Raw genomic sequence first — 11,134 nt, 5'->3', positions numbered from 1 at the left:
TGCATGGTTTGTGCATGGAATGTGCATCACATCTGCCCCCGGTTATTTGAGCAAAACTTCGACGATGGGCGGCCAGATCAGCAGCACGCTCAGCGCGCAAATCTGGATGCAGATGAATGGCAGGAACCCCCGAAAGATGTCCGTCAGGGAAATATGGGGCGGTGCCACAGATTTCAGGTAGAACGCCGCCGGGCCAAAGGGCGGGCTAAGGAAACTGACCTGCATATTCATACAGAACAGGACCCCGAACCATACCGCCAGATAACGGGGGTTCAGCTCTCCAAAAAGGCCGATTTCTTCGATAGGCAGGCGTTGAACGATGGGCAGAAACACCGGGATGATCAGCAGAACGATCCCGACCCAATCCATAAAAGCGCCCATAAACAACAGGATAAGCATCATCATCAACAGGATGCCCATGGTCGGCAGGTCCGATCCCACGATCAGGTCAGCCACGTATTGGGGCCCGCCCGCAATGGTATAGGCCCCGGCCAATGTGGCTGCTCCAATGGTCACCCAGATGATGGTGCCGGTAGACTTCAGCGTCCGCATCAGGCTGTCCCAGACCAGTTCAAACGAGGCTTCACCGCGGAACAGCGCCAACAGGAACACGGCAAAGGCGCCCATGCCAGCAGCCTCCGTAATGCCCGTGATGCCCCCATATATGGACCCCATGACGACACCGATCACCACAATTGGGGGAACCAGCCCCTTGCCCATGGCCCAACCCTTGGCCGTGCGCTCCTTGCCCAGAACGAAAAAGATCAGCGCGATCGACAGGATCACGGCCCCACCGAACCATGGCAGATAATCCGCCGTGCCCAGGGTGATGGCCTCCCCGGTATTGGAGGCATTCTGCCCCGACAGCTCAAAAAATAGCGCCCGCAGGAACAAGGCAGTCGAAAAGCCCGCAACCAGAACCGCCAGGAAGGCACCGAAAAGGGCCCATTTTTCAAGGCCTTCCGGCTCTCCCGGCACGGGGTCGGGCAGCGGCGCATCTTCCGGCACCAGCCGGGTGCGCACGATGATGTAGATGATGATGAACGAGGCCAGCATGAACCCCGGCAGGAATGCCGCGGTAAACAGGGCCTTGATCGACGTCTCTGTGATCAAACCGTAGATGATCAGCACGATAGAAGGGGGGATCATCGTCCCCAACGACCCACTCGCACAAATCGTACCGATGGCAAGGTTCTGGTTATAGCCCAGTCGCAGCATTTGCGGCAGTGCGATCAGGCCCAGCAACACCACTTCACCGCCAATGATCCCCGACATCGCCGCCATGATCACCGCCATGATGGAGGTCACAACCGCGATTCCACCCCGTGTCCGGTTCAGCCAGATACTGAGGGAGGAATACATGTCCTTGGCGATGCCGGAGCGCTCCAGCAAAGCCGCCATGAAGATGAATAACGGAATGGATATAAGGACATAGTCGGTTAAGAGCCCGTATATCTTCTGCGCCAAAATGTTCAACGGCCCCGATCCCGGCCTGCCCGTCAGGATCCCGTCACCAAAGGCGAATGGGTTCATCAGCAGGCCCGGTTCAAACTTCATGACCAGCACCAGCACGGCCAAAATGGCGGAGGCAAGGCCCAGGGGCATCCCGATTGCCAGCAATGCCAGAAGCCCCAGCATCAGCACCAGCGAGATTGTTCCAATGTCCACTTATTCAGTCCCCACGGCCTTTTTGAGCCGCCTTAGCTCGTCTTCATCGATGTCATCGGCGGCGGTATGAATCACCGGTTCGGCGTTCCAGTCCGAGATCAGGTTGATCACCGCCTGCACGGCCACCATCGCCACGATGAACAACACCGTCGGCTTTACCGTGGCCGGGATTGGCGGGTTAAAGGCCGAGCCATAAAGCTCCCACCGCCCGAATTTCTGGAACGCCTCGCCGTAGCCGCCATAGAACAGGAAGAACGCAAAAAGCACGATCAACAGGGTTGAGATCGTATCACAAACCTTCTGTAGCCAGCGTGGCAACACATCATAAAGCAGGAAGATGCGGATATGGCTGCGCTGCTGCATGGCGTAAAGTCCAGAGCACAAAAAGATAAATCCAGCCAGCCATAGCGACATCTCGTTGGCCCACAGCGTACCTGCATTCAGTACGTAGCGGTTAAACACCTCGTAAAGCATCACGCTGACCAAAACGACGACCAGCATCATGGTGACCCGCCCGATAAAGACCGACAGACGGTCCAGCGGGCCCCATGCCTCAAACTCCATGGGAGCACGGCGGACGGTCATAACACCAAGGACGGCAAGGACAGGGATCATGATCAGCGAAAGCAGATCAAGGATATCGATATGGCTGCCCAGAACCACGGGCAGGCCGGGTGCAACATCCACGCGGGCGAAATGCGCGGCCAGCTGATCCCCATGACCTCCCCAATCCAGGATAAAGGCGGGCATGTGCCAGATCAGCCATCCGGCGCAAAAGATAAAGGCCAAGGGGACCAGCCACTCGACAGGCCGACCGGTATTGGGCTGCATGGTCTTCCTCCTGGGCAGGCCGCTTGTATGTATTTGTTTACGGGGCCAAAACCGGCGGCCCGGATGGGCCACCGGGATCATTCAAACGCTTACTCGGCGACGAGGCCAAGCTGGGTCAGGTAGGCCATGTGCGATTCGACGAGGGCCTTCGCCTCCGGCGTATCCGCAAATTCGGGCCATGTGGCCTGGGCTGCGGCACGGAACTTCGCCAACTCTTCAGTCGACCATTCGGACAGCGTCACGCCCTGTTCACGCAACGTGGCGGCGGCTTCGGCATTTGCCTTTTCAAAGGTCAACGCAGTCCGCAGGGCCAGGGCCTCCATCGCGACCTTCATGATGCGCTGATGCGCTTCGGGCATCGCATCAAAGACCGCCTTATTGCAGGCGAGGTGGTCAGACGGCATGGAGTGGAAGCCGGGGAAGTTGGCATATTTCGCAATATCATACAAACCCAGACCCACATTGTTGGCCAGGCCAGACGCATCCGCGCCGTCGATGATGCCGGTTTCCAGCGCCGTGAAGATCTCGGTAAAGTCCATCACGATGGGCGAGGCGCCCAGCTTTTCAAAGATCTTGGTTTCCATGCCCGGGGGCGAGCGGAATTTCCAATCCTTGAAATCCTCCGTCGAGGCGATGGGCTTGGTCGAGGCAAAGCTCTCCTGCCCATAGACCCACCAGCCGATCAACTCCATGTCGTACTTGTTGTAAAGCGGCGCGGCAGCCTCGCGACCGCCACCGTAATACAGCCAGCTGAGCTGCTGATACGGCGTGGAATATCCGCCCATGATGTCGCCCACGAACTGGAAGGCAGAGTTCTTGCCGGTCTGATAGCCACCGCCGGTCATGTCGCAATCCAGGATGCCCGTGGCGGCCGCATCAAAGGTTTCGACCGATTTGACGACCGAGGAGGAGTAGAACATCTCAACCTCAATATTGCCGCCGGACATTGCCTGAATGTCCTCGACATATTGCGCGGCCAGCTTGCCCGATACCGTTTCGGGCGCGTAATGCGTCTGGATCCGGAGTGTGGTTTTGGTGTCATGGCCATCGGCCACGGCAGCACCCGTCGCAAGGGCCGCCACCGCGACGGAGGTCGCGGCGAAATTCAACAGTTTCATGATGTCCTCCCAGACATTGTTGGCTTAGGTTTCACGCGGCTTGGCACCGTCTTTCCCCTCGGTAGACAAAGCCTAGCAAGGGTCTTTGTTAGCGGCAACAAAAATTCCTGATAATGCATACATTCATGAAATCGTCCAAAATTCAGGCGGTTGCCAGGTCGTCATCCATGTAGACCTGAATGATGCGGCGAAACGACGGCTCGGCCCGAAAACCAAGCGAGATGGCGCGTTCCGGGGCGAAATTGCGCGGCCAGGCTTTGACAATGGCTTCAATTGCTGGATCCGGTTCACGGCGGATCAGTTTGGCGATGTCATTTCCAGCCACAGCTTTCAGTGCCTCGATCTGTTCAGCGATGGTGCAACTCACACCCGGAAGGCTAAGCGCGCGTCGCCCTTCCAGTCGATCGGTGTCCAATGCGGCAGCATGGGTCAGAAAGCCGATGGCCGCGCGCGGGCTGGCATGCCAGTGGCGCACCGTATCGGGAACGGGCAGGATCGCCTCCACCCCATTCAGCGGCTCGCGGATGATACCGCTGAAAAACCCGGACGCGGCCTTGTTCGGCTTACCGGGCCGCACGCAGATCGTGGGCAACCGCAGGGATAGCCCATCGATGAAACCCTTGCGGCTGAAATCTGTGACCATCAGTTCGCAACAGGCCTTTTGGGCGCCATAGGAGGTTTGTGGCGCGCTGAGGAACGTATCGTCGATATGATCGGGGAATGGCGCGCCAAAGACGGCGATGGATGAGGTAAAGACCAGCCGGGGCCGATAGGCGCCTGCGCTGTCAATATGTTCCGCCCGCAACGCTTCAAGCAGGGCCCAGGTACCCATCATGTTGACCTGCCAGCCCAGGTCAAAATTCTCTTCCGCCTCGCCCGAGACAACCGCCGCAAGGTGATAGATCACGTCAGGGCGCAGCTCGGCCAAGCGTTTGGCCTGGCCGTCATCGGCAAGGTTGCCGGTCAGTCGGGTGCCAGCCGGGGCGCCATCGGGCGGATAGGCAACATCATACAGGATGACGTCATCCCTGGCATCGGCCAGCTTACGCGCCAGCTTTTGACCGATCATACCACCGCCGCCAATGATCAGGGTCTTCATGGTTTCAGCCCGTTCTGGTCAAGCAATTCCAGGAACAGGCCGGAATGATCCAGGTCACCGCCCTCCATATCCGCGACGAAGCGTTGGAACCTGTCTCGGACATGCTGGGCCACCGGCAGGTGGATGTCGAGGCCGCCGGCCTCCGCCAGCAGGTTGTCCAGATCCTTGACCTGGAATTTCGACAGCCCGCCCGGCACCCAGTTGCGGTCAGACATCCGCGCGCCGTGCTGCTGCAGGATCACGCTATCCGCAAATCCGCCTTTCAAGGCAGCGCGCACGGCCGTGGGATCCGCCCCCCCTTTTTCCAAAAGCAGCGTGGCTTCGGCGACGGCACCGATTGTGACCGCGACGATGGCCTGATTGGCAAGCTTGGACAATTGGCCAGAGCCAGACGGGCCAACGTGAACCGGGCGCCCCATGGCGTCAAAGACCGGTTCGGCCTTGGCAAAGGTCGCAGCATCACCCCCCACCATGATGGCCAGCGACGCACCTTCGGCACCCTTCGTGCCGCCAGAGACCGGCGCGTCGAGATGACCAAAACCCAGCGAGGCCAGATGGGCGGCCTGGCGCCGCGCCTCCTCGGGTTTGGCCGATGACATGTCGAGCCATGTGGCACCGTTCGCCATCGCATCCGTCACGGCGGTATCAAAGATGTAGCCATCCACCGCCGGGCCATCGCTCAGCATCGTAAGCACGAAATCCGCACCCGCCACGGCCTCCGGCACAGTGTCACAGACCGTGGCATCGTCGATGGCTTCCGCCTTAGCGCGGGTCCGGTTCCACGCATGGACGGTATAACCGCCCGCCAAAAGGTTGCGGGCCATCGGCGCACCCATCAACCCGGTGCCAATCACAGCTATCGTCTTGCTCATCTGATCTTCGTCCCCTTTGGCCGATTTCGACACGGCCCCTTGCGCTTACCCTGACGGCAGGCTAGCGCTAACACAAGAGCCGAAAACGGGGGTGAGATGGGGCGACTGACAGGCAAACGCGCATTGGTAACAGCAGCCGGTCAGGGGATCGGCCGCGCCTCAGCCCTCACCATGGCGGCAGAGGGCGCACAAGTGTTTGCCACCGATATCAACGCTCAGGCGCTGGATGGCCTGGACGGGTGCGAGACATACCTGCTGGACGTGCGAGACGATGCCGCGGTCACTGAGGGCGTCGCCCGGGCCAACCCTGATATCCTGTTCAACTGCGCTGGCTTCGTCCATCACGGCACGATCCAGGCTGCAACGGATGACGATTTGAACTTTGCCTTCGATCTGAATGTCAAATCCATGTACCGCACAATCCGCGCGGCCTTGCCCGGAATGCTGGACCGCGGAACAGGGTCCATCATCAACATGTCTTCGGCCCTGGGCAGTGTGATCGGCGCGCCCAACCGCTTTATCTATGGCACGACCAAGGCCGCGGTGATCGGGCTGACCAAATCGGTGGCCGTCGACTGTATCAAAACCGGCATCCGCTGTAATTGCATCTGCCCTGGCACGGTCGAAAGCCCCAGCTGGCATGACAGGGTGCGCGCCCTGGGCGAAGAGCTGGGCAGCTACGATAAGGCGATGGAACAGTTCGTCTCCCGCCAGCCCATGGGCCGGGTCGCCACACCGGAAGAGATCGCAGCCCTTGTGGTGTACCTCGCCAGCGACGAAAGCGCGTTCACGACCGGGCACCCCCATATCATCGACGGAGGCTGGAGCGGCCAATGACACAACTGCGCTCACAACGGTGGTTCAACAACCCCGACAATCCTGAGATGACCGCGCTCTACCTCGAACGCTACCTGAATTACGGCCTGACCCGCGAGGAGCTGCAATCGGGCAAACCGATCATCGCGATCGCCCAAACCGGCAGTGACCTGAGCCCCTGCAATCGCCACCATATGGAGCTGGCCAAGCGGGTGCGCGACGGGATCATCGCGGCCGGCGGCACGGCCATCGAGGTGCCCGTCCATCCGATCCAGGAGACGGGCAAACGCCCCACCGCGATGTTGGATCGGAACCTCGCCTACCTGTCGCTGGTGGAGACGCTCTTTGGCTATCCCCTCGATGGCGTCGTCCTGACCATCGGTTGTGACAAGACCACCCCTGCCCTTTTGATGGCCGCTGCCACGGTCAACATCCCCGCCATCGCCCTGTCGGTCGGCCCGATGCTGAACGGCTGGTTCAATGGCGAACGCACGGGATCAGGCACCATCGTCTGGAAAGCCCGCGAAATGCTGGCCGCAGGCGAGATCGACGATGATGGATTTATGGAGATGGTCGCCTCCTCCACCCCGTCCGTCGGCTACTGCAATACGATGGGCACGGCGACGACCATGAATTCCCTGGCAGAGGGGTTGGGCATGCAATTGCCCGGTGCCGCAGCGATCCCTGCCCCCTACCGCGAACGCGGCGCCATCAGCTACGAGACCGGCAAGCGTATCGTGCAGATGGTCCATGACGACCTGAAACCGTCCGACATCATGACCCGCGCGGCGTTTGAAAATGCCGTCGTGATCAACTCAGCCATCGGCGGGTCGACGAACGCGCCCATTCACCTCAACGGCGTCGCGCGGCATCTGAACGTCAAGCTGGACAATGACGACTGGCAGACCCTTGGCCACAAGGTCCCCCTGCTGGTGAACCTGCAACCGGCGGGCAAATATCTGGGGGAGGATTATCATCGCGCCGGTGGTGTCCCTGCCGTGATCGGTGAATTGCTGAAAGCGGGCCTGCTGCCCCACCCGGATGCGCTGACCGCAAACGGCAAGACCATGGTCGAAAATTGCGGCGATGTGCTGACCGGCAACCCGGATGTGATCTATTCCACCGATGCGCCAATGCTGAAGGATGCCGGGTTCATCAACCTCAAAGGCAATCTGTTCGACAGCGCGATCATGAAAACCAGCGTGATCTCTGCTGAGTTCCGCGACCGCTATCTGTCGAACCCCGATGACCCCGATGCGTTCGAAGGCCGCGCGATTGTCTTTGACGGGCCGGAGGATTTTCACCACCGCATTGATGATGAAAGCCTGGGCGTGGATGAACACTGCATCCTGATCATGCGGGGCGCAGGCCCCATCGGCTACCCCGGTGGGGCAGAAGTCGTGAATATGCGCCCGCCCGCCTACCTGCTGAAAAAGGGTATCCATGCTCTGCCTTGCGTCGGGGATGGGCGGCAATCGGGCACGTCCGGGTCGCCGTCGATCCTGAATGCCTCCCCCGAGGCGGCGGATGGCGGCGGGCTGGCCCTGGTGCAAACCGGGGACCGCGTGCGCATTGATCTGGCGAAATGCACCGCGGATATGCTGGTCGATGAGGCGGAATTGGCCGGTCGCCGCGCCACGCTCGACTTCAAAACACCCGTCAGCCAATCGCCCTGGCAAGAGATCTTCCGCGACAAGGTCCGACCCTTCGCCGAAGGCATGACCCTGGAGGGGGCCACCAAATACCAAGACATCGCCCACGGCCCCATGCCGCGCGACAACCACTGAGGGGACAGTATGAAACTCGTTCGTTACGGCGCGCCCGGCGCTGAAAAACCCGGCTTGATCGATGGGGATGGCAAATTGCGCGACATCTCTGGCCATGTCGCCGATATCGCCGGGCCCATGCTGGGCGATGACAGCCTGGCGGCACTGCGCAGCGTCGATCCCACGACTTTGCCAGAGGTTGCAGGCGAACAGCGGCTGGGCCCTTGCGTGGGCGATATCGGCAAATTCTTGTGCATCGGCCTGAACTATTCCGACCATGCCGCCGAAACCGGTGCCGCCATCCCCGACCATCCGATCCTGTTTTTCAAGGCGAATTCCGCGATTATCGGACCGAACGATACGGTGTCCATCCCCCGGGGATCGACCCATACCGATTGGGAGGTTGAACTGGGCGTCGTGATCGGCACAGCCGCCAAATATGTGTCCGAGGCCGACGCCCTGAACCATGTCGCGGGCTACTGCATCGTCAACGACGTGTCCGAACGGCATTTCCAGAAAGAACTGTCCGGCCAATGGACCAAGGGCAAAAGCTGCGACACGTTCGGCCCGACCGGCCCCTGGCTGGTCACCCGCGATGAGGTGCCCGACCCCCAGGCACTGGATATGTGGCTGGATGTGAACGGCACGCGGATGCAGACAGGCAACACCGCCACCATGATCTTTTCCGTGGCCCAGATCATCTCTCACCTGTCGCAGATGATGACCCTGCATCCGGGCGATGTGATCTCAACCGGCACACCTCCAGGTGTCGGCATGGGCATCAAACCCACGCCAGTCTACCTGAAAAAGGGCGATAGGATGGAGTTGCATATCCAAGGCCTGGGCCAGCAAAAACAATCCGTTACCGAAGACAGCTAATCAAAGGACCCCGCCATGACCAAAGAGATGCTTTTGATCGGCGGGGCCACCCCGCGGATGATGGACCGGTTCGCCGCTGATTTCGACAAGGTCCATGAACTCAGCAAGGTCGATAACCGCACCACCTTCCTGGCCGAACAGGGTGAAGGCATCACGGCCGTCGCCACCAATGGCCATGACGGTGTGGCCCCCGATATCATGAAGGCCCTGCCCAACCTCAAGATCATCAGCGGCTACGGCGTCGGCTATGATGCCATCGATACCGACACTGCCGTCGCCCGTGGCATTGTCGTCACCCACACGCCGAATGTGTTGAATGACGAGGTCGCCAACACCGCCGTCATGATGATGCTGACACTCTACCGCGAGTTTCTGCGGGACGAAGCCTATGTCCGCGCCGGGCGCTGGCATGTCGAAGGCAACGCACCAATCAGCCGGTCGCCGTCGAACCGCACGGTTGGCATCCTGGGGCTCGGTCGAATCGGGGAGACGATTGCGAACAAGCTGAAAGCCTTTGATGCGACAATCGTTTATCACTCCCGTAATCCCAAAGAGGTCGATTACACCTATTACGGCGATCTGACCAAGATGGCCGCGGATGTCGATGTGTTGATCGTCATCACGCCGGGCGGGTCGGCCACAAACAAGCTGGTGAACCGCGAGGTTTTGAATGCTCTGGGCCCCGATGGCACGTTGATCAATGTCTCGCGCGGCTCGGTCGTGGATGAGGCCGAACTGGTCCTCGCCCTCCAGGAAGGTCGCCTGGGCTATGCCGGGCTCGATGTGTTCGAAGCCGAACCAAAGGTGCCCGAAGCGCTGTTGACCATGCCCAATGTCGTGCTGCTGCCCCATGTCGGCAGCGCCACGGTTGAGACGCGGCAGGCCATGGGAGATCTGGTTTGTGACAACCTCACCCAGTTCCTGAAGGATGGCACGACGATCAGTCCCGTACCCGAATGCGCCCACCTGTGAACGGTTGCCGGAGGATCTGACATGCAAACCATCGGGATGATCGGCATCGGCGATATGGGGTCTGGCATCGCGCAGAACTTGCTCAATGCCGGCTTCACGGTACGCGGGTTCGATCTGTCGCCAACCGCATGGCCGCGTTCGAGGCGATGGGCGGGACGCCCTGCGCCTCCGCCGCCGATGTCGGTACAGGCGCTGAACTGGTCTTTCTGATGGTGATGAACGGCGATCAAGCGCGCGCTGCAACATTGGCTGCGGGCGGCCTGACCGAAACCCTCGCCCCGGGCGCGATCCTGGTACTGACAGCGACAATCAAACCACGCGAAGCCCGTGATCTGGCCAAAGCCTGGGCGGGCACCGGCTGGCGCCTGATCGACAGCCCGGTCAGCGGCGGTCGTCCGGGTGCCGAAGGGGGCACGCTTACCCTGATGGTCGCGGCAACCGACGACACCTTCACAGATGCGGACCCGGCTTTGCAGTCCATCGCCGGGAACATCCACCGGGTAGGCGCAGAATTCGGTGATGGCCAAACGGTCAAAGCCTGTCTGCAATCCCTGATCGGCTCCATCTTCACCGGCGCGTTCGAGGCTACAGCACTGGCGGCCAAGGCAGGCGTGCCCGGTCAGGTCCTATACGATGTCTTCTCCACCTCGGCCGCGGGCTGCGGCATCACAAAGGCCGCCATTGGGACCGTCATCGACCGCACATTCGATGGCACGGGCAGCCATATCAACACCATGCACAAAGACCTGACCATCGCACTGGATCTCGCGATGGAGCTTGGCGTTCCGCTTTTCACCGCGGGCACCGCGATGCAGCTTTTCCAGGCCGGGCGCACAAAACACCCGGACGGAGACAACCAATCCGTCGCCCGCATCACCGAAGACATCATCGGAACCGGCCTACATCGATAATTGCCGGTAGATCTCACGGTCTCGGGGAAGCGTGGGTGCGGATGGCCCACGCGGGTCTGAACCTGGCGATATCGTTCAATGGGTTAGATCATTTCTGATAACCATGTTTGCCTTAGCGCAGGCGACCAAGGCGGCGTTAGGTCCGCAAATCTTCAAGCCTATGGAATATCCCACCGGCGGGGGCGATCTACACATCTCTGTG

10 protein-coding genes and 1 pseudogene are annotated in these 11,134 nt (G+C 60.5%); 6 read left to right on the top strand and 5 right to left on the bottom strand.

The features are described from left to right. Positions 1-42: 42 nt before the first annotated feature. The 5 genes from IU397_RS04435 to IU397_RS04415 all read right to left on the bottom strand — a co-directional run bounded on the left by IU397_RS04435 (position 43) and on the right by IU397_RS04415 (position 5,588). Positions 43-1,668, bottom strand: a complete 1,626-nt coding sequence (locus tag IU397_RS04435; RefSeq protein WP_204411141.1) for a TRAP transporter large permease subunit — start codon at positions 1,666-1,668, stop codon at positions 43-45. Further along, positions 1,669-2,499 carry a TRAP transporter small permease subunit gene (locus IU397_RS04430; RefSeq protein ID WP_204411140.1) on the bottom strand — a complete coding sequence of 277 codons (831 nt, stop codon included), beginning with the start codon at positions 2,497-2,499 and terminating at the stop codon, positions 1,669-1,671. Between the two features lie 89 nt (positions 2,500-2,588). Beyond that, positions 2,589-3,617, bottom strand: a complete 1,029-nt coding sequence (locus IU397_RS04425; RefSeq protein WP_204411138.1) for a TRAP transporter substrate-binding protein — start codon at positions 3,615-3,617, stop codon at positions 2,589-2,591. Positions 3,618-3,759: 142 nt separating this feature from the next. Next, positions 3,760-4,716, bottom strand: coding sequence for a D-erythronate dehydrogenase (gene denD, locus IU397_RS04420; RefSeq protein ID WP_204411136.1), 957 nt, complete (start codon positions 4,714-4,716; stop codon positions 3,760-3,762). After that, entirely contained in the window at positions 4,713-5,588 is an 876-nt protein-coding gene (locus tag IU397_RS04415; RefSeq protein WP_204411134.1) for an NAD(P)-dependent oxidoreductase, read from the bottom strand. Before IU397_RS04415 ends, denD begins: the two co-directional genes overlap by 4 nt. Positions 5,589-5,684: 96 nt before the next feature. Between IU397_RS04415 and IU397_RS04410 the strand changes: the two genes are divergently transcribed. The 6 genes and pseudogenes from IU397_RS04410 to IU397_RS23785 all read left to right on the top strand — a co-directional run bounded on the left by IU397_RS04410 (position 5,685) and on the right by IU397_RS23785 (position 10,932). After that, on the top strand, positions 5,685-6,425 hold the full coding sequence (locus IU397_RS04410; RefSeq protein ID WP_204411132.1) for an SDR family oxidoreductase: 741 nt from the start codon (positions 5,685-5,687) through the stop codon (positions 6,423-6,425). Then, the gene (locus IU397_RS04405) at positions 6,422-8,191 is read left to right on the top strand and encodes an IlvD/Edd family dehydratase (protein WP_204411131.1); all 1,770 of its coding nucleotides are present in this window, start codon (positions 6,422-6,424) and stop codon (positions 8,189-8,191) included. Before IU397_RS04410 ends, IU397_RS04405 begins: the two co-directional genes overlap by 4 nt. A gap of 9 nt (positions 8,192-8,200) precedes the next feature. Beyond that, entirely contained in the window at positions 8,201-9,049 is an 849-nt protein-coding gene (locus IU397_RS04400) for a fumarylacetoacetate hydrolase family protein (RefSeq protein ID WP_204411130.1), read from the top strand. A gap of 15 nt (positions 9,050-9,064) precedes the next feature. Further along, positions 9,065-10,021 (top strand): 2-hydroxyacid dehydrogenase, encoded by a 957-nt coding sequence (locus IU397_RS04395; protein WP_204411128.1) that lies wholly within the window; start codon positions 9,065-9,067, stop codon positions 10,019-10,021. Positions 10,022-10,042: 21 nt separating this feature from the next. After that, positions 10,043-10,464, top strand: a pseudogene (locus IU397_RS23790) (NAD(P)-dependent oxidoreductase); the annotation flags it as partial. Next, a complete protein-coding gene (locus tag IU397_RS23785) occupies positions 10,447-10,932 on the top strand; it encodes an NAD-binding protein (protein ID WP_370541612.1) in 486 nt (161 codons plus the stop codon). The pseudogene IU397_RS23790 and the gene IU397_RS23785, both read left to right, overlap by 18 nt. Positions 10,933-11,134 lie beyond the last annotated feature (202 nt).

It is taken from the genome of Actibacterium sp. 188UL27-1, assembly GCF_016901225.1.
Lineage (GTDB): Bacteria > Pseudomonadota > Alphaproteobacteria > Rhodobacterales > Rhodobacteraceae > 188UL27-1.
The sequence above is the reverse complement of the archived record's forward strand: the minus strand, read 5'-3'. Positions and strand labels throughout refer to the sequence as shown.

Bases quoted from the DNA above. Each gene is read 5' to 3' on its own strand.
- IU397_RS04430 (WP_204411140.1), bottom strand. From the start codon at position 2,499: ATGCAGCCCAATACCGGTCGGCCTGTCGAGTGGCTGGTCCCCTTGGCC.
- IU397_RS04425 (WP_204411138.1), bottom strand. From the start codon at position 3,617: ATGAAACTGTTGAATTTCGCCGCGACCTCCGTCGCGGTGGCGGCCCTT.
- denD (WP_204411136.1), bottom strand. From the start codon at position 4,716: ATGAAGACCCTGATCATTGGCGGCGGTGGTATGATCGGTCAAAAGCTG.
- IU397_RS04415 (WP_204411134.1), bottom strand. From the start codon at position 5,588: ATGAGCAAGACGATAGCTGTGATTGGCACCGGGTTGATGGGTGCGCCG.
- IU397_RS04410 (WP_204411132.1), top strand. From the start codon at position 5,685: ATGGGGCGACTGACAGGCAAACGCGCATTGGTAACAGCAGCCGGTCAG.
- IU397_RS04405 (WP_204411131.1), top strand. From the start codon at position 6,422: ATGACACAACTGCGCTCACAACGGTGGTTCAACAACCCCGACAATCCT.
- IU397_RS04400 (WP_204411130.1), top strand. From the start codon at position 8,201: ATGAAACTCGTTCGTTACGGCGCGCCCGGCGCTGAAAAACCCGGCTTG.
- IU397_RS04395 (WP_204411128.1), top strand. From the start codon at position 9,065: ATGACCAAAGAGATGCTTTTGATCGGCGGGGCCACCCCGCGGATGATG.
- IU397_RS23785 (WP_370541612.1), top strand. From the start codon at position 10,447: ATGGTCGCGGCAACCGACGACACCTTCACAGATGCGGACCCGGCTTTG.